At 52.7% G+C, this 21,817-nt stretch carries 21 protein-coding genes; 14 read left to right on the plus strand and 7 right to left on the minus strand.

The genetic code is table 11. The features are described 5' to 3' along the window. Positions 1-70: 70 nt before the first annotated feature. On the plus strand, positions 71-1,234 hold the full coding sequence (locus tag THEAM_RS02630; protein ID WP_013537271.1) for an N-acetylmuramoyl-L-alanine amidase family protein: 1,164 nt from the start codon (positions 71-73) through the stop codon (positions 1,232-1,234). Then, positions 1,234-2,526, plus strand: a complete 1,293-nt coding sequence (aroA, locus tag THEAM_RS02635; RefSeq protein ID WP_013537272.1) for a 3-phosphoshikimate 1-carboxyvinyltransferase — start codon at positions 1,234-1,236, stop codon at positions 2,524-2,526. Before THEAM_RS02630 ends, aroA begins: the two co-directional genes overlap by 1 nt. On the opposite strand, the gene THEAM_RS02640 is transcribed toward aroA, so the two are convergent. After that, entirely contained in the window at positions 2,484-2,744 is a 261-nt protein-coding gene (locus THEAM_RS02640) for a hypothetical protein (protein ID WP_013537273.1), read from the minus strand. The genes aroA and THEAM_RS02640 overlap by 43 nt on opposite strands. A 207-nt stretch (positions 2,745-2,951) precedes the next feature. Here THEAM_RS02640 and THEAM_RS02645 point away from each other — a divergent pair, with 207 nt between their 5' ends. Further along, positions 2,952-3,215 carry a hypothetical protein gene (locus tag THEAM_RS02645; RefSeq protein ID WP_013537274.1) on the plus strand — a complete coding sequence of 88 codons (264 nt, stop codon included), beginning with the start codon at positions 2,952-2,954 and terminating at the stop codon, positions 3,213-3,215. On the opposite strand, the gene THEAM_RS02650 is transcribed toward THEAM_RS02645, so the two are convergent. Next, a complete protein-coding gene (locus tag THEAM_RS02650; RefSeq protein ID WP_013537275.1) occupies positions 3,212-4,444 on the minus strand; it encodes a peptidase U32 family protein in 1,233 nt (410 codons plus the stop codon). The genes THEAM_RS02645 and THEAM_RS02650 overlap by 4 nt on opposite strands. A gap of 45 nt (positions 4,445-4,489) precedes the next feature. Then, the gene (locus THEAM_RS02655; protein WP_013537276.1) at positions 4,490-5,335 is read right to left on the minus strand and encodes a replication initiator protein A; all 846 of its coding nucleotides are present in this window, start codon (positions 5,333-5,335) and stop codon (positions 4,490-4,492) included. A 212-nt stretch (positions 5,336-5,547) separates the two neighbouring features. Between THEAM_RS02655 and THEAM_RS02660 the strand changes: the two genes are divergently transcribed. The 9 genes from THEAM_RS02660 (at position 5,548) to THEAM_RS02700 (ending at position 15,638) form a co-directional block, all read left to right on the plus strand. Beyond that, positions 5,548-7,230 carry an AAA family ATPase gene (locus THEAM_RS02660; RefSeq protein WP_013537277.1) on the plus strand — a complete coding sequence of 561 codons (1,683 nt, stop codon included), beginning with the start codon at positions 5,548-5,550 and terminating at the stop codon, positions 7,228-7,230. A 58-nt stretch (positions 7,231-7,288) separates the two neighbouring features. Continuing rightward, the gene (gene hemB, locus THEAM_RS02665) at positions 7,289-8,284 is read left to right on the plus strand and encodes a porphobilinogen synthase (RefSeq protein ID WP_013537278.1); all 996 of its coding nucleotides are present in this window, start codon (positions 7,289-7,291) and stop codon (positions 8,282-8,284) included. A 9-nt stretch (positions 8,285-8,293) separates the two neighbouring features. Then, positions 8,294-8,644, plus strand: coding sequence for a hypothetical protein (locus THEAM_RS02670; protein WP_013537279.1), 351 nt, complete (start codon positions 8,294-8,296; stop codon positions 8,642-8,644). Positions 8,645-8,647: 3 nt separating this feature from the next. Beyond that, positions 8,648-9,475: an oxygen-binding di-iron domain-containing protein gene (locus THEAM_RS02675; protein WP_013537280.1), complete on the plus strand. Its 828-nt coding sequence runs from the start codon at positions 8,648-8,650 to the stop codon at positions 9,473-9,475. Positions 9,476-9,541: 66 nt separating this feature from the next. Next, positions 9,542-9,769, plus strand: coding sequence for a 30S ribosomal protein S21 (gene rpsU / locus THEAM_RS02680; protein WP_013537281.1), 228 nt, complete (start codon positions 9,542-9,544; stop codon positions 9,767-9,769). Positions 9,770-9,782: 13 nt separating this feature from the next. Further along, positions 9,783-10,238, plus strand: coding sequence for a GatB/YqeY domain-containing protein (locus tag THEAM_RS02685; RefSeq protein WP_013537282.1), 456 nt, complete (start codon positions 9,783-9,785; stop codon positions 10,236-10,238). Positions 10,239-10,422: 184 nt separating this feature from the next. After that, positions 10,423-12,693, plus strand: a complete 2,271-nt coding sequence (locus THEAM_RS02690; RefSeq protein WP_013537283.1) for an endonuclease MutS2 — start codon at positions 10,423-10,425, stop codon at positions 12,691-12,693. Positions 12,694-12,754: 61 nt separating this feature from the next. Then, entirely contained in the window at positions 12,755-13,945 is a 1,191-nt protein-coding gene (locus THEAM_RS02695; protein WP_013537284.1) for an aspartate aminotransferase family protein, read from the plus strand. After that, entirely contained in the window at positions 13,932-15,638 is a 1,707-nt protein-coding gene (locus tag THEAM_RS02700) for a hypothetical protein (protein WP_013537285.1), read from the plus strand. Before THEAM_RS02695 ends, THEAM_RS02700 begins: the two co-directional genes overlap by 14 nt. On the opposite strand, the gene THEAM_RS02705 is transcribed toward THEAM_RS02700, so the two are convergent. Genes THEAM_RS02705 through mobB form a run of 4 tightly spaced genes read right to left on the minus strand, consistent with a single transcriptional unit; the run spans position 15,626 to position 19,024 of the window. Then, a complete protein-coding gene (locus THEAM_RS02705; protein WP_013537286.1) occupies positions 15,626-15,883 on the minus strand; it encodes a thioredoxin family protein in 258 nt (85 codons plus the stop codon). The two genes, THEAM_RS02700 and THEAM_RS02705, sit on opposite strands and share 13 nt — an antisense overlap. Next, positions 15,880-17,433: an APC family permease gene (locus tag THEAM_RS02710; protein ID WP_013537287.1), complete on the minus strand. Its 1,554-nt coding sequence runs from the start codon at positions 17,431-17,433 to the stop codon at positions 15,880-15,882. The genes THEAM_RS02705 and THEAM_RS02710 overlap by 4 nt, the downstream gene beginning before the upstream one ends. Continuing rightward, the gene (locus tag THEAM_RS02715; protein ID WP_013537288.1) at positions 17,433-18,362 is read right to left on the minus strand and encodes a ketopantoate reductase family protein; all 930 of its coding nucleotides are present in this window, start codon (positions 18,360-18,362) and stop codon (positions 17,433-17,435) included. The genes THEAM_RS02710 and THEAM_RS02715 overlap by 1 nt, the downstream gene beginning before the upstream one ends. Next, entirely contained in the window at positions 18,359-19,024 is a 666-nt protein-coding gene (gene mobB, locus THEAM_RS02720) for a molybdopterin-guanine dinucleotide biosynthesis protein B (protein ID WP_013537289.1), read from the minus strand. The genes THEAM_RS02715 and mobB overlap by 4 nt, the downstream gene beginning before the upstream one ends. Before the next feature lie 113 nt (positions 19,025-19,137). On the opposite strand from mobB, the gene THEAM_RS02725 reads away from it, so the two are divergent. Then, positions 19,138-19,581: a hypothetical protein gene (locus THEAM_RS02725; RefSeq protein WP_013537290.1), complete on the plus strand. Its 444-nt coding sequence runs from the start codon at positions 19,138-19,140 to the stop codon at positions 19,579-19,581. Continuing rightward, on the plus strand, positions 19,578-21,809 hold the full coding sequence (locus THEAM_RS09400; RefSeq protein ID WP_013537291.1) for a C1 family peptidase: 2,232 nt from the start codon (positions 19,578-19,580) through the stop codon (positions 21,807-21,809). Before THEAM_RS02725 ends, THEAM_RS09400 begins: the two co-directional genes overlap by 4 nt. The last annotated feature ends 8 nt before the right edge of the window (positions 21,810-21,817 follow it).

Here is a 21,817-nt window from a genome sequence, read left to right on the forward strand (position 1 = left end):
AAGGTAAAGCAAGCGCTTCCAGATTAAGTTATTATTTAAACTTCAGGAAACGGCAAAGAGAGAGCCTGCCATGCTGGGAAGAAGGGAAGCTTTGAAGCTCCTGCTGACATCGCCGCTCCTCCTTGTAGGTGAGGCGGTTGCAAGGAGCAGACCGGTAATACTGAGGGTTCGCTACTCTGCAACCAGGGAGAGAACCCGTATAGTCCTTGATTGCACCGGAAAAGTAGAGAGGAGCTGGATAAAGGAGCACTTCTCCGGCAATACTCTCTGGCTAACCTTTAAGGGAGTGGGAGCTTCCCGCCGCATGGCCCGTCTTTTAAGGCGCAGCCCCCTTGTGAGGGAAGTTGAGGTCATTCCGGTTACCCACACGAAGGCCCGTGTAAAAGTGGTAATGCGGGAGCCCCACAAGTTCAAAATATTCGGCCTGAGGCCCTGCGGAAGGCGGCCCTTCAGGGTAGTTATAGACGTTTTCCCCGACTACCTCCCCATAGAGTGTGCCGTTAGGAAGGTGCCCCAGCGGATAGTGGTTATAGACCCGGGCCACGGCGGAAAGGACCCCGGGGCCGTTTGGCCGATTGGCTCAAAGCACCCAAGGATAGAGGAGAAGTGGATAACTCTTGCCATAGCCCTGAAGGTTAGGAAGTACTTGAGCCGCAACCCCAACATAAAGGTTGTTATGACCAGAACGAGGGACGTTTACGTCCCCCTTCTAAAGCGGGCCGAAATTGCCGCAAAGGTGTGTGCCGACGCCTTCGTCAGCATCCACGCCGACTCTATGCCCAACTACCCCAACTGGAGCGGCGTTACCGTGTTTAAGGCCTCTCCTGCGCTCTTTGCAAAGGCCCAACAGATGGCCAGGAAGGTTGCCAAGAACGTTAGGATGTGTAGTGATACCATGTGTTGGAGCATAAGCCCCCTCCTTATAAACCTCTCCACAACCGTTACTTTCGCCGAGAGTGCAAAACTCGCAAGGGCGATAGTGGAGAGCCTGAAGGCCCACGTTAACGACGAGCTCATAAACGGCATAAAGGACATGCGCCGCAACATAGTTGTCCTTAAAACGCCGGGCAGACCGGCGGTTCTTATAGAGTCTGGCTTCATCACCAACCCCCTTGACAGGAAGCGCCTTGTTGAGCCCTGGTACCAAGACGAAATTGCAAGGGGTATAGCCCGAGGAATAGAGCACTACCTGGACTCTCTCAACGCCGTTGCATACCTTGAGAGGAGGCGTTAATGGTTACGCTGCACTTTAAGGGCAAAAAGCTTAAAGGGGAGCTTCGGGTCCCTTCCGATAAATCCATCTCCCACCGCTGCATTATGCTCGGCAGCCTCAACAGGGGAGAGGTTGTTGTAAAGCACTTCCTCCGCTCTGAAGACTGCCTGAACACCCTGAAAGCCTTTGTGGAGCTCGGCGCCGACGTAACAGATACCGGCACCGAACTTATCATTAAGGGAAAGGGTAAAAGGAGCCTTAAAGAGCCCTTTAACGTTATAGACCTCGGGAACTCCGGAACTTCCATAAGGCTGATGGCCGGAATACTTGCCGGCCAGCCTTTCTACTCCGTTCTCACAGGCGACAGGTACCTCAGGCGCAGGCCTATGGACAGGGTTGCCGTTCCCTTGAGGATGATGGGGGCCCAAATCTACGGAAGGGAAGGGGGTAAGTACCCTCCCCTTACGATTATCGGCAAGGAGAAGTTGAGAGGGATATCCTACAAGAGCCCCAAGGCTTCTGCCCAGGTGAAGTCCTCTATACTCCTTGCGGGCCTCTTTACCGACGAAACCGTTGAGGTAACCGAGCCTGCCAAGAGCCGCGACCACACCGAGAGGATGCTCAGGGCTTTCGGCGTAGACGTTGAAGAAAACGGCCTTACCGTTAGGCTCGGTAAGAACCGAGAGCTTGCTGCCGACCTCGAGATAGACGTTCCCGCCGATATCTCCTCTGCGGCCTTCTTCATAGTGGGAGCCCTTATAACCCCCGGCTCTGAGGTGCTCCTTAAGAGCGTAATCCTCAACCCCACCAGAACCGGAATTCTCGACGTTGCAAGCCGAATGGGGGCAGATATTACCGTTTTAAACAGGCGCTCCGTTTCCGGTGAAGAGGTGGGAGACCTGCTGGTAAGGTTCACCCCCCACCTTAAGGCCACCGTGATAGAGGGTGAGGAGATTCCCCGCCTTATAGACGAGCTTCCCGTTATAGCCCTCCTTGCGACTCAGGCCGAGGGGGAGACTGTAATAAGAGACGCCGCAGAGCTGAGGGTGAAAGAGAGCGACCGGATAAAGAGCACCGTTGAGAACTTAAACGCCATCGGCGCTTGCGTTGAGGAGCTCCCCGACGGCATGGTGATAAGGGGTAAAACGCCCTTAAAGGGCGGCACCGTCTCCTCCTTCGGAGACCACCGGATAGCCATGACCCTTGCGGTTGCCTCCTTAATTACCGAAGAGCCGGTTGTTATAGATGAAGTAGACTCCGTTTCCACCTCCTACCCGTCTTTCTTCGACGACTTATCCCGTCTGCTTTCGTAGTTCCGGAGCCCTGCGGGCTCCAGCATCTTCAGTGCGGCCTCTACTTTCTCTATTACCTTTTTGAGCTTCTGCTGATTTGACAGAAGCTCCCTCTCTATCTCCTTAACCTGCTGCTCTATTCTCCGCAGCCTCGACTCGCACCTCTGGATGCCGTCGAGGGCGCTCCTGCCGACTCCGTAGTACCTCCTCCCCACTTTGTACTTCTTCTCCCGCTCCATCCCCGCCCCCTCGGTGGCTACTCTTAAATAGCCCCCCTTTTGCCCCTCCAAGAACCAATATAACAGATTTTAAATTTCTATCGCAACGGATTATGAATGTTTATTTAATACAAGATTAAAAATTCTAAATTGATACATCAATCAAATGGTTGCCCTATTAGTTAGTATAACCTAAATTTCTTCTTAGAACCTATTCGGAGGTGCGGTATGGAAGCCCTTCCCAAGAGGAAGTTTCAGTGTCTCGACTGCGGCTACGAGTTTGAGGAGCCCTTCGGTAAGCCCCGCTGGATGGTGAAGTGCCCCAAGTGCGGCAGCGAAAACGTTGTAAGGGCCGACGCTCAGGGCGGTTGGTGCAGGGGCGGCCGCGGCTGGGGTTGGCGCTTTAGGGGCGGCCAGCCGGAGAGGGGATTCGGCAGAGGAAGAGGCGGCTGCGGAAGGGGTAGAGACTGGGGTTGGGGCTGGAGGGGTTAAACTCCGGCCCCAACGGGGGCCTCTTCCCTCCGTAGAATGGTTCTCTCCGTAACCGGAACCTCTTTGTCGAACCGGATTTTTGCCCTCTGGTTCGGGTGGGCCTCCTCGGCCCTTATTATCCGGCCCTTTTTCTCCACTTCTATGGCCGTTACTTTGGCTTTGAAGCTCTCGGCCGTTGGCAGGAATAGCTCAACCTCTTGGCCTACCCGGATGGGGTTCCTCACCTGCCACACTCCATCTCTATAGATGCCGAGGAACTTGTAGTTCCTTATGTAGGAGCTCGTTTCGTAGTGCTGAAGGGAGCCGTTTTCCCCTTTGAGGAATCCGGTTGTGTAGGGCCTATGGCTCACCTTCTCGAGCTCTGCCATAAGTTTGGGAAGCTCTCTGTAGAAGGCTTCCCTGTTTTCCGTCAGAAGGTCTACTGCCCTTCTGTAAACGCTTGTTGTAACTGCAACGTAGTAGGCGCTCTTTACCCTCCCCTCTATCTTAAGGGAATCGACACCCGCCTCTATTAGCTCCTCGAGCAGCGGGAGTGCGCACAGGTCCTTGGAGTTTAAAATGTAGGTGCCGTGCTGGTCTTCCTCTATCGGCATGAACTCTCCGGGTCTTGTCTCCTCAACCAGGTAGAACTTCCACCGGCAGCTCTGGGAGCACGCTCCCTTGTTGCTCTCCCTGTAGGAGAGGTAGTTAGACAGCAGACACCTGCCCGAGTAGGCCATACACATTGCCCCGTGGACGAACACTTCAAGCTCAACGTCTGGAACCCGCTCTTTTATCTCCCTTATCTCTTCTATTGAGAGCTCACGGGCAAGAACCACCCTGCTGACGCCTGCAGAGCGGTAGAAGTTCACCGCCCTGTAGTTTGTAACGTTGGCCTGTGTGGAAAGGTGGAGCTCAACTTCCGGGGCCAGCTCCTTTACCGTTGTTATAACGCCCGGGTCGGATACTATGAAGGCGTCGGGTTTGAGCTGCCTTACCTCTTTTACAAACTCCTCTACTGCCGGAAAATCGCCGTTCCTGACGAACGCGTTGAGGGTAACGTACACTTTAACGCCCCTTTTGTGGGCGTAGTCTATGGCTTCTGCCATCTCCTCCAGGGTGAAGTTGGCCGCCTTTGCCCTCAGGTTAAAGAGCTTCCCCCCCAAGTAAACGGCGTCTGCCCCGAAATCTACCGCAAACTTCAGCTTTTCAAGGCTTCCCGCCGGTGCGAGAACTTCTGGTTTTCCCATTTCCTCTCCCGTAAACTGTTGACTCTATTAAAATATGCACCCTTTTCAAGGCCGCTCCTCTCTGTTCCCGGCCTTATGGAAAATTAAAGTTTTGTTCCTCCCCTCTCTTTTCCCCTTTGTTATTTTGATTTGGTAGGGAAGCTCCTTCATGCCGTTTAAAGCGTTAACGGCCTTTTTCAGCCTTTGGAAAGTTATCTTCTCCTTAAACCACTTGTAGCAGAAGTTCTCATCTAAAATGCCACCCCTTTCTACGTACCCTATGTTGAGAAAGTGGTTGTTGTTTTGGAAGAAGTAAAACCCCAAAAGTAAGAGTTTGAGGTAGAACCCTTTTACTTTAGAGTCCATAAGGGCGTGAATCGGAACGGAAAAGCTTTCTCCCAGGCTCTTGTTCAGAAACTCTTCGTTGAGCTTCACAACCAGGGGCGACGTTCTCTCCTTTGGCCAGCAGACTTCGTCTATTAGGGAGTAGGCCGTAGAGAAGGAGAAGATTTCGTCTCTGAACTTGCTTTGAAGCTCCACCTCAACGTGGACGGAAGTGTTTTTAAGAACTTTTAAAGACTCTTTTAGGGAGCTATAAGACTCCCTGGAGCTTCCCCTCCCCAACAACTTAAGGAGCTTCAAGTAGCTTACTCTTACCTCCGGGCTTTCTGTGGTTTGGGCCAGAAACATCAGTGCCAAAAGGACCTTTGCGTCTCCCCAAAAGGGGACGGGATTGCCCTTTACCGTGATTGTGGTTTTCAGGTTCTTATTTCCGCGGTAGTAGCTGAGGGATATCCTCCCGCTTTTCTCCCTTTCTCTGCCCGACAGCCAAAAGATGTTGTAGATGAACTGTTTAGACAGGTTCAGCGTGCTGGGCGCCTGCGATGTTTCCTTTAAATCATTGATTCTCATAGCCTTCTCCGAATTTTTGTTTTAGATTGCGAATGTATTTCGCAATCTAAATATATGCTATTTCCTGTTAGTTCAAACTATAACGAGAGTTTCTCTCTTTCTCCAAATACTTATAGAATTTCCAATAAAGGGTTTAGCGGGAAGGCGGCGAGACTGCCGGCTTCTCCCTGGGGCCACAGATTAAGCTCAAACCGATTTGAAAGGAGGTGGAAATGGCTTTTAAATTCCTGACTTTAGCTTCAGACATTATATCTGCCGAGATTTCAAAAGAGCTTGTGGGCCAAGATGAAGGAGTCAAGAAAGTTGTTACGGCCATATGCGAGAACCTGGAGAGTTACCTCTCTGGCAACTCCCGAAAAACGGCCAAGAACAACATCCTCCTGGTGGGGCCTACAGGCAGCGGTAAAACTGAGCTGGCAAGGAGAATCTCCGAGCTCCTTGACCTCCCCTTCGTTAGAGTCAACATTACCGATTACACCTTAACCGGGTACAAGGGTAGGGACCCTCAGAGTATAGTCTTAGAAGACTTTGACCGGGTTCTCCAAAAAGGTGCCTATCGAGCAGCGGAGGTTTTGGAGGAGAAGCGGCGGAAGTACTGCGGTGCTGTTTACCTGCTTAAAAACTTAAAGGAAGAGCTCCTTAAAAGGGGTAAAGGGAGAGACTCCCTCCTCTTTTACCTAAAGGTGACTGCTGAGCTCTTTGCCTCTATGCTCTTTTTCGAAAAGGACCGCGTTGTTGAGTTCCTCTTGTCGAAGTACAGTTTTAAAAACCCCAAGCACAGGGATAGGCTTAAATCGCTTCTTGAGCAGCTTGCCCGTAAATTCGAGGGCATGAAGAAACTTACACCCCTTTTAGATGGGTGTTCCGGCAAGGTTGAGAAAAGGCAGTTCTCCCATAAACCTTTCGGGATAGTTTTCATAGACGAGATAGACAAAATCCTCATACAGGAATCTGAAAACAGCTTCTACACCTGGCTTCAGAACTTCCTGCTTACAATGGTTGAAGGGACGGTTGTAACCGGTGAAACGGAAAGAGAGGTTAAGACTATGGACACCTCCCACCTGACCTTCATTTTTGCGGGGGCCTTCTCCCAGACCTCTCCCGACGACTTTTTCCCCGAATTTAGAGGAAGGTTGAACGTTACCGTTAAGTTCAACGAGTTGGGGCTTGAAGAGCTTGAGCAGATAGCCCGTTTAAAGGACTTTGCCGGCTTTATGGGGGACCTTTTCGTTAAAGTTGAGCCTGATGCTTACAAGGCCGTTGCCGAAGAGGCCTTCCGCTTAAATAGAGACTGTTACCTTGGGGCAAGAAGAGTTGATGAGGTTATAAGTAAGGTAAATGCCGCTTTGAGCCGCGAGCTCGCCTTGGGCCGTTTAAGCCTACCGGTGGTGGTGGACTACAGCTACGTAAAGTGGGCCTGTAGCCTGAAGTTTGAGGGAAGGAGCGAGGCTGCTTTTGTGGAGCTTCCGGTAACCGGAAAGGAGGAACTACTGGCCAAAGAGCTGGAAGAGTGTTTAGACAAGGAGCTGGATGGGGAGTTTGATATTGTTGAGAGGGCCGTTTTTAAGTCTCTTCACGCTTCTGAAGTTCTTGGAAAGATTGAGAGACAAATCAGGGAGGAACTTGAAGAGAATATGGCTCTGAGCATCGGGCTTTTCAACTACTACCTGGAAGCCGTGCGGGTTTTCAAGGGGAGCAGGTCTGAAGGGTTGGTTCGTTTGGCGAACCTGCTTTTGGAGTTCGGCCCCTGGAACTTGGAGCCCGACTTTGCCCAGTATTTCCTTGAGGAGGTAGAGAGGGCCGCGGTTAAAGACAGGATTCCCGACGAAGTTATAAAGGCACTGGAGAGCTTACGTGAAAACGACGACCTGGACGATAGGTTGATGCTGCTTTAAAAGATGTAGCTGGTTTATACTTTACTGACAGGTGAAATTTCCGCTCAGGAGGGCTCTTATGTTAACCGGGAGGTTCCCCCAGCTGAGACTCAGGCGTTTGAGGAAAAACGAAAACGTAAGGCGTATGGTCAGGGAGACCGTTCTCACCCCCAACGACTTTATATACCCGATATTCGTTGTAGACGGTGAGAATAAGAAAGAGGAGATTCCCTCTATGCCCGGCCAGTTCCGCTACTCTGTGGACAGGCTTCCCGAAATGGTTGAGGAGGTTGAGAAGGCGGGTATTCCGGCGGTAATCCTCTTTGGAATTCCCTCCCACAAGGACGAGCTCGGAACGGACTCCTACTCCGAGGAGGGCATAATCCAGAGGGCTCTGAGAAAAATAAAGGGGGAGGGTTCGAAGCTCTACCTTATTACCGACGTCTGCTTCTGTGAGTACACAAGCCACGGCCACTGCGGCTACCTTGAGTGCCACGGAGAGGTGTGTGACGTTGATAACGACAGAACCCTCGAGCTCCTGAAGAAGCAGGTGGTTTCCCACGCCCAGGCCGGGGCCGATATGGTGGCCCCCTCGGGAATGATGGACGGTATGATTGCGGCAATCAGGGAAGCCCTCGATGCTGCAGGCTTTACAGACATTCCGATTATGTCTTACGCCGCCAAGTACGCCTCTGCATACTACGGACCCTTCAGGGATGCCGCAGAGTCCACCCCCGCTTTCGGCGACAGGCGCTCCTACCAGATGGACCCTGCAAACTTCAACGAGGCCCTGAGAGAGGTGGCCCTCGACATTCAAGAGGGTGCCGACATAGTTATGGTAAAGCCCGCCCTTGCCTACCTTGACGTTATCAGGGCCGTTAAGGAGACCTTTAAGTACCCGACTGCCGCCTACAACGTTAGCGGCGAGTACTCTATGGTGAAGGCTGCGGCCCTTAAGGGCTGGATAGACGAAAAGCGGGTAGTGCTCGAAACCCTTACCTCTATGAAGAGGGCGGGAGCCGACCTGATTCTCACCTACCACGCCCTTGAGGCGGCGAGGTGGTTAAACGAATAGGGAGGAGCTATGGGAGCTGTTGCCCAGAAGGCCAAAAAGGATATCCCCTACCTTAAGGGGTATGCCGCTTTAAAGTTCTCCGGAGAGGTTCTCGACTCCGTTGCCGAGGGTATTCCCCTTGAGCAGGTGGTTTCTAAGGTTAAGCCGATAGTTGAAAACTACCTTGAAATTTACAGGGCCCTCGGGGGCCTTTCCGCCGGAGTTCCCAAGGAGATACTTATGAGCACCACCAAGTACTTTATCTTGGTGAGGCTCTTTTACAGGACCGAAACCTACCACGTTGCGGTTCTGGACAGTAAGGCGAACCTCGGCTATACCAGGTTCGTCCTCTTTCAACTGAACAAGGAATTGAAGGGGTAAGTTATGGGCCTTCTCGTCAGTGAGCTTAAAGGGGCGGCTGTAGATTACAGTAAACCGGTTCCCCTCTTTAAGGAGGAGGGACACGAGGTATACTGGGTCGGGAGCTACGAGGAGTATATCTTCAGGTGTAACGCCTACCTTATAGTCTCCGGAGATAAGAGGGTTTTACTCGACCCGGGGGGAATCCAGCACTTTGAACAGGTAAAGGCCAGGGTTTCTCAGCTGATAGAGCCTTCAGAGGTCACCCATATCGTTGCCCACCACCAAGACCCAGACGTTATAGGCTCCCTTCCCCTGTGGCTGAAGTTGAACCCCAATGTAACCGTGGTTACAACCCCGAGAACTCAGGTACTCATACCCTACTACGGCTTCGACCGCTCTAAGGTTAACTGGCTCGACGTCAGTCCCCTCGACGACACTATGCTCGAGCTCGAAGAGGGGGCATTGGTCTTCCTCAGTGCTCCTTTTCTGCACTTCCCCGACGCTTTTGTGACTTACGACAGCCGCTCCAAGATACTCTTCACCGGCGATATATTCGCCGCCATTCAGCAGAGGTGGGAGCTGGTTGTTTCGGACTTTGAAGAGCATAAGAACGAGCTCACCTACTTCCACGTTTACTACATGGCCTCCAATAAGGCCTTAAGGCACTTTGTTGAGAAGGTGCGCCCCTTCCCCGTAGACGCCATAGCCCCGCAACACGGCTCCATAATACCGAAGGAGTTTGTGGGAGAGGCCCTCGACTTTTTGGAGGAGCTTAAGTGCGGCATAGACCTGCTTGAGGAGGAATCTCCGGCGAGGGCTTTGATAGGCAGGATACTGAAAAACAGGTAGCCTTGCCCTTTAGGGCGTTTGTTCATATAATATGGCGGCAAAATCAGCAAAAGGAGGCGATGCTTAATGGCTACAGTATACGTCCGCGACGGCGAGCCTTTTGAGAAGGCGCTTAAGAGGTTTAAGAAGCTCTGTGAAAGGGAAGGAATCCTCACGGAGATTAAAAGGAGGGAGTACTACGAGAAACCCTCCGAAAAGCGCAAGAGAAAGGCTATGGCCGCCAGGAAGAGGCTGATTAAGGCCCTCAAGAAGCGCGGACTTTTACCTCCCAAGGGTAAGAAGAAGAAAAAGTAAGTTAGGAGCCGATATGGGGCTTAAAGAGAGGCTTAAGGCCGATATGAAGGAGGCCTTAAAGGCCAAGGATAAGGTGAAGCTCTCTACCATCAGGATGATTAACTCTCTCATTAAGAACGCCGAGATAGAGAAGAGGGGCGAGCTTACAGACGACGAGATAGTTCAGCTCCTTATGCGCTACGCCAAGCAGAGGCGTGAGGCCATAGAGATGTACGAAAAGGGCGGCAGGCCCGACCTTGTAGAGAAGGAGAAGGCCGAGCTTGCCGTTGTCGAGTCTTACCTTCCCAAGCAGCTTTCCGAGGAGGAGCTTGTAGAGCTTGTAAAGCAGGTTATAGCCGAAGTCGGCGCTTCCTCCCCTAAGGATATGGGCAAGGTGATGAAGGCGGTTATGCCTAAGGTAAAGGGGCGGGCCGACGGTTCCCTCGTTAACCGTATAGTTAAGGAGCTTCTTGCGGGAAGCGGCTCCTAAGTTTATAATTAATGTTGAATACAGCCTTTGGAACACAATCCTGGCACCCTGCTCCTTTGGGTGATTAGGAGGGGGGTCTTTATACTATTCGTTCAAAGGGGTGGGGTGCCGATAGGATTGTCTCCCTTCCACTTTCCCCGCCGAAAGACTATCTTTTCTTCCAACTTCACCCCGAGGTTTTCCGATGTCCGTTTTGGAGCTTCTCGAGTTTGACAAGCTCCTGGAGAGAGCTGCCGCTTACGCAAAGAGCGAAGAGGGAAGGAAGAGGGTCCTCGAGCTTAAACCCTCTACAAGGTCCGAGGAGGTTAAAGAGAACCTCTCCCAAACGGAGCTCTTCTGTAAGCTGATGGGGGAGAAGAGCCTCCCCGTTGAGTTTTTTCCGAACCTGTCGGAAACCCTTAGGCGGCTCCGGATAGAAGGGGCTGTTCTCTCTCAGGAGGAGCTCCACTCCCTTTTAAAGGCTCTCAACCTTGCCAGCAGGCTCAGCCGCTTTTTCGGCTCCCTTGAGGGAGAGCGCTTTAGACCTTTTGAGAGTTACGCCAGGAGGCTCTCCGTTCCGGCAGAGCTCCTGAAGCGCTTTAACAAGGTCTTCGACGACTACGGAGCCGTTCAGGATTCTGCTTCTCCCACTTTAAGGTCCGTGAGGCGCTCCATCCGCTCGGTTTCTGCAAAGATAAGGGAGAAGCTCCACTCCATAGTGAACCGCCACGACGATGTCTGCCCCGATAGGGTGGTTACGGAAAGGGACGGCCGGTACGTGATACTTGCCAAGCCCGCCTTCAAGAGCCGTTTCCACGGCGTTGTTCACGACCGTTCCTCCAGCGGCCAGACCCTTTACGTTGAGCCTATGGCTGTTGTTGAACTTAACAACCGGCTCAGGGAGCTGCGCTCCCTTGAGGAGAAAGAGGTAAAGCGGATTCTCGCAGAGCTTTCAGACCTTGCACGGGAGCACTACGAGAGCGTGGCGAGGGCCTACAACGCCCTTGTAGAGGTGGACTTCCGTCAGGCCCTTGCCTCTTTGAGCCTTGCCCTTAACGGAACCCTCCCGGAGTTTGGCTCTTCGTTTAAGCTCAAGGACGCCCGCCACCCCCTCCTTGCCCTTTCGGGTAAAGAGGTTGTCCCCGTGGATATCCTCCTTGAGAGGGGACTGGTTATCACCGGCCCCAACACCGGCGGTAAAACCGTTGCCCTGAAAACTTTGGGGCTGATATCTATGATGGCTCAGTCGGGTTTCCTTGTTCCTGCCGGCGAGGGCAGCACCCTCCGTTTTGTTAGGAAGTGGTTTGCCGACCTGGGAGACGAGCAGAGCATAGAGCAGTCTCTATCTACCTTTAGTGGCCACATAAAGAGGGTGGCTCAGATACTCAAGGAAGCCGACGAGCACTCCCTCGTTCTCCTCGACGAGCTCGGTTCCGGCACCGACCCCGTTGAGGGTTCTGCCCTTGCGGTTGCGATACTCAACTACCTGAAGGAGAAGAGGGCTTTAACCGTTGTTACAACCCACTTTTCGCCGGTGAAGCTCTTTGCCTACAAAGACGACTACTTCCAGGTGGCCTCTGTTCTCTTCGACGAGGAGAGCCTGAAACCCCTCTATAAGCTCATCTACGGTGTTATAGGAAAGAGCTACGCTCTTGTTGTTGCAGAGCGCTTTGGAGTGCCGAAGGAGGTTATCCGCTCTGCCCTCTCTCTCCTTGGAGCCGAGGAGCAGATGGCCCAGGAGCTGATTTCGGCATTAGAGAAGGAGTTTAAACGCCTCCAGAGCCAGCGGGAGGAGGTGGAGCGCCTTAAGGAGGAGCTGAACCGTCAGAGGCGGCTCCTTCGGGAGAGGGAGGAGAAGCTCAGGAAGGAGTTTGAAGAGAGGCTGAACGCCTCGATTGCAGAGCTTCAGTCCCAGCTTGAAAAGTCCCTTAAGGAGAAAAACGCCTCTAAAGCCAGAGAAGACTTTAAGAAGCTGGTTGTTTCCATAAAGAACAGGAACGCCCTTGAGCCCGAGCTTGCCCCCTCCAGGGAGCCTAAGCCGGGCGATACCGTTAAGGTTGAGCCCGGAGGCAGGAAGGGGAAAGTGGTTTCCGTAGATGCCGGCAGGAAGCGAGCCAAGGTCCAGATAGGGGCCGTTACCGTTGAGGTGAAGCTCGGCCAGCTGAGGGTTGTTGAAGAAGAGGTTAAGAGAGAGCGGCCCGAAGTAGTTGTTAACGCTCCTAAGCCTTCTCGCTTTTTCCCGGAGCTGAAGCTCCTGGGTATGAGGGGCGAAGAGGCCCTTAGGGCCGTAGAGAAGTTCCTCGACGAGGCCAATTTGGTTGGGGTTAAGCGGGTTCGCATAGTCCACGGCTACGGAGAGGGAATACTGAAGCGGCTCGTGAGAGACTACCTCGCAAACTCCCCTTACGTTAAGAGCTTCCGTCCCGGAAAGCCCGAAGAGGGCGGTGACGGCGCCACTGTTGTTGAGCTTTACTGAGCCCTTTGCCGTTTGCGCTATATTTAGGCAAACACCATCGGCCGTTTAGAGGAGTTGAGAAATGGAGACCTTTGAGAAAACCGAGAAGTTCGTAATGAGGACCTACAACCGCTACCCGGTTTCTTTCGTTAGGGGAGAAGGGTGCTGGCTCTACGATGAAAGCGGAAAAAAGTACCTTGACATGCTTGCGGGTATTGCCGTTTGCAACTTGGGCCACTGCCACCCGAGGGTTTCTGAAGCCATTTGTGAGCAGGCAAAAACCCTAATCCACACCTCGAACCTCTTCCACATAGGGCCCCAGGCGGAGCTGGCCAGGCTCCTCTGCGAGAACTCCTTCGGCGAGAAGGTCTTTTTCTGTAACAGCGGGGCCGAGGCGAACGAGGGGGCTATAAAGCTGGCAAGGCGCTACGGAACCGAGTTAAATCCGGAAAAGTACGAGATAGTTGCCTTTAAAAACTCCTTCCACGGCCGGACGGTGGCTTCCGTATCGGTTACCGGCCAGGGCAAGTACAGTCAGGGCTTCGGCCCCATGCTGGAGGGGGTTAAGTTCGCCGAGTTCAACAACCTTGAGTCGGTAGAGGAGGTGGTTTCGGAGAGGACCGCCGCCATAATTGTGGAGCCCGTTCAGGGTGAAGGGGGCGTTGTTCCCGCCGAGCCCGACTTCCTTAAGGGGCTCAGGGAAATTGCCGATAGGGTAAACGCCCTCCTGATATTCGACGAAGTCCAAACCGGTATAGGTAGAACGGGCAGACTCTTTGCCTACCAGCACTACGGGGTTGAGCCCGACGTTATGACGCTCGCCAAGGCCTTGGGTAACGGCGTTCCCATAGGGGCGGTTGTTGCAAAGGGAAGGGCGGCCGGTGTTTTAAAGCCGGGCCTTCATGCCTCTACCTTCGGCGGCAACTTCCTCTCTACGAGGGCCGGGGTGGAGGTGTTGAAGGTTATGACTGCTCCCGGGTTTTTCGATAGGGTGAACGCGGTTGCCGCCTACCTGAGGAAGGGGCTGGAGAGTATTGTTGAGGAGTTCCCCGGGCGTTTTGAGGCCGTTAGGGGACTGGGTATGATGTTGGGGCTTGTGTGCCGTTTTGAGTGCGGGGAGCTTGTGGGCAAGCTCCTTGAGGCCGGTGTTATAGTTAACTGCACCGCCGGCAGGGTTTTAAGATTCCTACCGCCCCTTGTGATAACCGAGGAAGAGGTGGACTACGGCCTCTCGGTTCTGAGAGAGGTGCTGAGGGGTTATGGAGGCAGGTAGCCTTACCCTCTTTGAGTCCGGTGAGTTCGGCAGGGAAGTGCTTGTTGAGGCTCTTGAGGAGTTTGCCTCCCTCCTTAAGGGTTTAAAGGTAAACGTGGATGCCCTTTACCCGGCCGACCCTTTTGTTCTGCCCTTTGCCGTTTACCTTTCGGATAGAAGCTCTATTCCCTTAAAGTCGGAGCTTTTCCTGAGGGAGGAGAGTAGGGTCCTTCTCCTCTTTTCGGCCGTCCCCTTTGAGGGTGTTACTGCCGGCTACTTGGCTGAAAAAGTGCAGAGCTTCAGGCAGCTCTTCCCCCGCTCTCCATCGGTTGTTCTTGTTTCCCCTGCCGACCTTCCCCAGGCAGATTTCCTCCTGCTCCGCTCTCGGTTCACGGGGCTGCTCAGGAAAGGGTTCCTGGAGGTGGCCGGCAACTACTTCTTCTGGCCGGTTGAAGGGGACTTCTTGGAGCTTCCCCCCGAGCTCCTCTCCCTCGCCCGGGAGGAGGCAAAGGAGCTTCACCGCTACCGCAGGGTTCTCGAGTCGCTGAAGCGCTACGAGGACTTTAAATCCCCCCTAAAGCCGGTAGGTGCCGACGCCGAGTTGACCTTCTGGGAGAAGCTGGAGAAGGGCCTTTTGGTTAACCCGGAGCTCCCTTGTCTGGAGCCTCAGCCGATTAACTTGAAGTTCGAGCCCCTCTTTCAGGTTGAGGATAAAAAGCTCAGCTCCGCCGTAACCGCCCTCTTGGAGTTCCTTGCCCAGACCCTCGAGAGGCACTTCTCCACCTACCTTGCCTACACGGCCGGAGAAGTAGTAGATAGAGAAGGCGTTCTGATAGTTCCCAGGGCCCTGGAGAGAAAGGAGCTTCGGGGAGTTGAGCTGAACCTTGAGATTGTTCTCAGGGAGCCTAAGAGCTTTAAAGCTTCTTTTAAGAAGCTCCTCTCCCTTGTGGAGAGGGCTTTCGGTGAGTTCCGCAGGGCCAAGTTTAAGGGCGTTAGCCTCGGCCCGGTTGTTGATGCTACGGCAGACGAAAGGCTGGGCAAGGGGGTACTCTACCTGAGCTGGTTCATCGACTACCGTATGGTGGAGGATATCTACTCTAAGGTCAACAGGAGTTGGCTCGTTTCAAGGCTCCTTGCAAGGAAGGAGGCCAAGAAAGGGGTTTTGGCCTTTTTCAGGTTTTTAAAGGAGTTCTCCTTTGAGCCGGGGGAGCTCGAAGAGTTCGCCTCAAGGCTTAACGGCCTCTGGGGGAGGGGAGAGCCCTTTTTCAGGGCAAAGTCGGCAGAGCTTAAGGAGCTCCTTACAGAGAAAGAGCTCTGGCCCCTTGTGGCCTACTACGCCGTTAAGGGAAAGCTGGTTAAGGGGCTGAAGGAGTTTCTCCTCTCCCTTGCGGGAGTTGAAAGCGGCCACCAGCTCATTGCTAAAAGCGATAAGCTCTACTTCCCGGTAGAGAGCCTCAGGCTCTACAGGTCCAACTGGGAGCGGCTTGAAAACGGCGGAGCCGGAGTGGTTTTAAAGGGTGAGCTGCTCACAGGCGAGAGCATCTATAGGGTCTTTACAGACGACGGCCACTACTTGGGAAGGGTCCCGCAGCCCTTCTCCCACTATCTGGCCGCCGCCGAAAGGGCGGGAAGGAGGTTTTCCGTAAGGCCTCTCTCTTTGCGCCACTCGGTTTTCACAGAGACCTCTTACTGGCTTCAGGTTCAGCTCTTGTAGCGCCGAAGGAACTCTCTGACCGACTCTACCGAAAAGACCCCCGACCACCGCCTTAACTCCCTTCCCTCCTCTTCTGCAACCACCGTGGGGGCGCTGAAGATGAGCCTCTGGGCGGCCTCCTGGGGGAACTGCTCGAGGGGAAGCTCTTTAAACTCTACTCCGAACTCCTCTGCCGCCGCTTTTACCTTCTCTTTAAGGGGCTCACACACCGAACACCTTGCCGACGAGAAAAAGAGCAGCCTCATCTTCCCTCCACCTTCACTACAACCGGGTGGTGTTCCTTCGCTCCGGCTTTCTTCAGGAGCTCCTTGAGATGCTTTTTAACCTCTTCAGGTTTGGAAGAGAGCACTTTTATCGTTAAGAAGCCGGCCTTCTCTTTGCCCTCCTTTATGTTCCCGTCCAGCTCAACTTCTGCCGAGCTGTCGAGCTTCTTAAGGAGCTTTACGAACCTGCTCAGGAACTTCTCGTGGTTTTTTATGAACTCCTCTCCCTCCTTCAGCCGCCAGTCTATATACTCTTTAAGCCTTCTGCCCTTAACCGTTGTGTAGATGAGCTCGAATATGAACGTACCAACGAGCACAACCGTAACCGACTTCAGGGCTTCTGGGTTCGTCTTTAGGTTGTAGCTTAAAAGCACCGCCCCCGAAACGATGCACAGGATAAAGGCGATGAACGATATCCACCTGTTTGAATTTGTAAACCTGTAGAGCTTAAAGTTCGTGAAGTTTACAGCTGCAAATATTGCGAGGAAGCCGAAGCTCCCCGCAACCGATATGTTCTCAAGGTTAAACGTTGTTGCAAATAAAATGGTGAGAATTGTCAGAATGAGCAGCCCCTCCGTTCCCTCCTTCCACACTTTTTTGCTGAAGGATTTTGGGAGGGCCCCCAGCTTGGCAACGAGGTAGCTCACCCTTGCGCTGCCGTAGAGGGTTGCGTTTATTGCCGACGCCGTTGAGAGGAGTGCGGCAATTCCTATGAGGAAAAATCCGAGCTTCCCCAAAAACGGCTCTGCGGCCACGGCCAGGGCGTAGTCTTTGTACTTTACAACCTGCTGGTAGGTGAGGTTTGCCACCGCCACGGCGGAAACCACAACGTAAACGAGTATAACCGTTGAAACGCTTGCGTAGTAAGCCTTGGGTAGGGTCTTCTCCGGGTCTTTTACGTCCCGGGCGGTGTTGGCTATGAGCTCAAACCCCTCGTAGGCCAGAAATATTATGAGGCCCCCCACCATGATTTTCAAAATGCTCTCCCAGTGCTCTGGAGAGAGCCTGGAGAAGTCCCCTGTGAGGAAACCCAGTGCCGAGAAGAACAGTAGTATTCCGAGCTTTGCAAACACCATAATGTCTTCGGCTTTACCGCTCACGTAGGCTCCCAGGAAGTTTATGAAGGCGAAAAACGAAACCACTCCAACTATCAGCGCCTTTTTAACGAGCGTTACCTCGTGGCCCAGCAGCAGGGCGGAGCCGTAGCTGCCGAAGGCGTAAGAGTAGAGGGAGAGCATTATTACGTAGCTCGCAAGGAGCAGCGTGTTCAGGTAAGAGGAGAATAGGTTGTTCCCGAATCCCCTAACGAGGAACTCTACGGTGCCACCCTCGCTGGGGTACCTTACTGAGAGCTTCGCGTAGGAGTAAGAGGTGAGCAGGGCTATCAGGCCGGAGAAGAGGAATGCTACCGGTGCGGCCCCCTTTGCAAGGAGAATCGTTAAGCCGAGAACGGCGAAGATACCTCCGCCTATCATTCCGCCCACTCCTATGGAGTAGACCTCCCAGAAACCTATCTTCTTTTTGGCCTCCATCACTTTCTCCTCTTTTCGTCTAAGAACTTAACCGTGGCGTAAACGCACCTGTTGAACGGAACCTCTACTCCCTTTGCTTGGGCCTTTCTGATGAGGGCTCCGGTTATCCCCTCTATCTCTATTGGTTTGCCCTTCTCAAAGTCTAAGAGCATGCTCGTTTTGTAGTTTTTCAGGTCGGGGGAGGACTTGAGGTAGTTCTCCATAATTTTCGGTTTTAGCCTAACTCCGTAGCTTTCGGCTACTTTGTAACACTCCTCCATGAGCTTCTTAAGGACTTCAAAAGTGAGGGGGTTCTCCAGGAGCTCCCCTACCGTTGCGCCGGTTATTACCGAGTAGGGGTTGAAGGCAACGTTCCAGACCAGTTTCTTCCAAAGGGTGTAGTTGATGTCCTTTGATGCCCTTGCCTCTATGCCGCAGGAGCGAAGCTCCTCTACCAGTCTCTCTACCCTTTCAGAGGGCTTGCCGCTCAGCTCCCCTATCTCGAGCAGCCCGGCGGCCTCGTGAACAACAACTCCCGGCCGCTCAACGTACGTGCCTACAAAGGCCGTTGCCCCCAGCACCCGCTCCTTTCCTACGAACTTTGCCAGTATCTCCTCGTTCTCTATGCCGTTTTGGACCGAAACAACAACGGAGTTCTCCTTGAGCATCTGGGGGATATGGGGAGCTACCTTTTCGGTGTCGTAGGACTTAACGCAGACGAGAACCACATCGGCTTTTCCGGCCTCCTCGGGGCTCGATACGAACTTTACTTTGTCGCTCTCTTTAACGGTGAAGGTGCCGTACTTGAAGCTCTTTACGGTGAGCCCCTTTTCCTTCATTGCCTTTAGGTGTTCGCCTCTGCCTATGAAAACGACCTCTTTTCCGCACTTTGCGAGTAATCCGCCGTAGAGGGAGCCTACGCCTCCCGCCCCGTATATTACGAACCTCACTTTTCCCTCCTTTTTACGCAGACCTCTATGAGCTCTACCGGCTCCTCTATGCCTTTTAGGGGTTTCAGGAATCCGCCGAGTAGCTCAGCGAGCATGTGTCTTATGAAGGGTTTCATCTCTACCTCTTTGCCGTTTACGCTTAAGGTTACGGTGAAAGGTTCCTCTTCACTTTTAATAATTTCCGACTCTATAAATTCTGCAACTTCCTCGGGGCTGTTTAGGGGGAGGTTTGTTATACCTTCAACTTTAAAGTCGGTTGCCACTGCTACAACGTTTTCCACCCTTTTAAACAGAGGCTCTGTTTTCTGCTCTTTTCGGAGGACCTCTATTTTGGGCAGGGAGTAGTTTTTAAAGCCTTCACAGATGACCACGTCGAAGTTGGAAAAGTGCCTGTTCAGGAAGGTTTGAAGCTCGAGCTCTTCTTTATTTTTAAAAATTCTGATGATGCTCTGGTGCGGCTCTACCAAGGCTACCGCTTCGGCTCCGACTTTGGCCAGTTTGTAGGTGTCGGTTCCCTCTTTTTCCGGCAGTACGTTTTCATGTTTTGTCGATTTAACGGCGGCAACCTTGTAGCCCTTTTCCTTGAGGATTTTTATAACTTGGGCGGCAAGGGTGGTCTTACCGCTGTTGTGGTAGCCTATGAAAGAGATAGCTTTCACCATTTGGCTCTCCTTCTACTCCCCGGATTTGGGAAGAATCTTGACATGTGATTCTACAGTAGAATAAACTTATTCATAACTAAAGAGCGATAACGCGCCTTTTCAGGAGGGGGGAGTTGTCCCGCAGGTTGCTGTTTCTGGCTTTTGCCGTTTTTTTGGCCTCTTGCGGCTCAACTACAGTCTCTTCCGAAAAAACTTTAAAAACATTTAAAGAAGAAGCTGCTGGCGTGAAGGGCAAAGAGAAAAAGTACCGTATGGGTTACATTCCTACGCCGCCCTCGTACGTTGAGGGTAAGAAGACCTGTTCTTCTATTTACGTTGAAGTGGGTAAAAGGCGCTTGAAGCTCTGTAACATAACCAGAGCTGTAGTTGAGTTTACGGTGCTCTCCAACTGTTCTAAGAAGAAGGTTACCGGCAGTTTAAAACCCCTTTCCTGTGAAGAGATAGCGGTTGAAGAACTTGTGGGAAGGGGGAACCGCTGCATCTTTACCGTTGAGGCAAGAAATCGCAAAAACGGCTGCCTTCAGAAAATAAATGTGGTATGGGAGGGGATGAAATGAGCGGCTACAGGTCTTTGATTGCGGTGCTCTCACTGGCGCTGCTTACCTCCTCTGCAAGCGGGGCTACTACAAAGCTCAAGTGGAAACTCGGTTATAAGCCGACACCTGCTTCCTTTGCAGAGAAACACATGCTTAAACCGCCTAAGGTGAAGGCTTCTCAGCTTCCCACTTCGGTGGACTTGTGTCAGTACCTTCCCCCGGTCGGTAACCAAGGGTATCAGGGCTCCTGTGTTGCGTGGGCCGTTGGTTACTACTACAAGACCTTCCAGGAAGGAAGGGAGCACGGCTGGGATGTTTCAAACGAGACCCACATCTGCAGCCCGGCCTTTATCTACAACCAGATAAACAACGGTGAAGACCAAGGCTCTATTATTGCCGACGCCCTTACACTCCTTACCCGTGAGGGGTGTGACAACCTTGCAGATATGCCCTACAACGACCAAGACTACACAACTCTTCCCACTAAAGAGCAGATGCTCAACGCCCTGCCCTGGAGGGCAGACTCTTTCGGCTTCTTCTACGAGTACGACAACGACTGTGACTATAACAACTGTAAGAGGGACGTTCCCCTTACCGATACGCAGATTGAGGAGCTTAAAGCTCACCTTGCAAGCGGCGACGTTTTCGTTATGGCAATTCCGGTTTTCGACGGATTCGTGAGCCTTAACTCAACCAACTACTTCTACAACGGTCCGACCGCAAATGAGACCTACTTGGGCGGCCACGCCATCATCATTTGCGGTTACGACGACTCCATCGGTAACGGCACCGGAGGCTTTAAGATAAGGAACTCCTGGGGAACCGATTGGGGTAACAACGGCGAAGCTTACATCTCCTACGACTTCGTTAAGAACTACTCTTTTGAAGCTGCTGCTATGGTAGACCGCATCGGCTACAACTGGAACGTTGTTGCCGATATAGACATAGACAACCTCTACAGGGCCGATGCGGGAATAGCCTTTAACGGAACCAACAACCAAACCTTTATTTTCATGGGTGACTATATCTGGCAGGAGTATGCCTCCTACTGGCCCAACGGAGGCGACCAAAGGAGGGGAATCCATGCGGTTGTAGACTTAACCGATTTGGGTCTTCCACCCTACTACACGGCAATACTGGGGGACCTTAACTACAGCGTAAACGGGTATGGAAATACGGGAACTCTTACCTCCCTTGTTATTAGGGATGCTTCCGGAAACAGCGTTTCTTATTCTGGCGTTCCCCTTGATATCCCCGACGGCGATGTAATCTCTTTCAGAGTTCCCGGTCTCGGGGTTGGAATTAACTACTTTAAGGCATCTCCTACAAGCGGTTACTATCCGCTTGATGTCGCCTTCGACTACTCCGTTACGGGCGAGAATGTAACCTGTAGCTTTGACTTTAACGGAGACGGCAAGCCCGAGCAGGTTATTCAGAACTGCTCCAACGGAACCGTTAGCTACACCTACACTGCAGCCGGCAACTACACTGCCACACTAACGGTTACAGACGGTGCTACTACAGCTTCAAGGAGCGTTATCGTTTCTGCCCTTAATGCACCGCCTTACGTTGATAGCTTTACGGCTTCTCCCACCAGCGGTTACTACCCCCTAAACGTGAGCTTCAGCTACTCGGTAGGCGATATCAACGGAGACAGTCTTCTGTGTAGCTTTGACTTCAACGGAGACGGTAAGCCCGACCAGGTTATTCAGAACTGTTCCAACGGAACTGTTAGCTACACCTACACTGCAGCCGGCAACTACACTGCCACACTAACGGTTACAGACGGCAACGCTACGGCCAATGCAACAACCGACGTTCAGGTTTACAACGGAGCTCCCACAATAGGAAGCTTCAGCGCTTCGCCCACCTCCGGAGATGCGCCTTTAACCGTGAGGTTCGACTTTAACGTGAGCGACCCCGACCACGACAGCCTCACCTGTAAGTTTGATTTCGACGGCGACGGTTCTGTGGATAGGGTTATCTATAACTGTGTAAGCGGTTCTACTTCCTACACTTACCAGGATGCCGGTAACTACACTGCAACTTTAGTGGTTACAGACGGCGTAAACGAGGCCAAGAGCTCTGTAGGTGTTACCGTTTCCTCTTCGGAGTCCGGCGTTACTACAAACTCTACAAGCTGTTCTCTCTCTCCGGCGGTTCCTGCATCTACCGGAGCCGTTAACTTCCTCTTTATGCTTGCGCCTCTGTTTGGGCTTGCCGGTTTAAGAAGGGGAAGGAAGGAGTAATTTCTGCT

The organism is Thermovibrio ammonificans HB-1, from assembly GCF_000185805.1.
Classification (GTDB): domain Bacteria; phylum Aquificota; class Aquificia; order Desulfurobacteriales; family Desulfurobacteriaceae; genus Thermovibrio; species Thermovibrio ammonificans.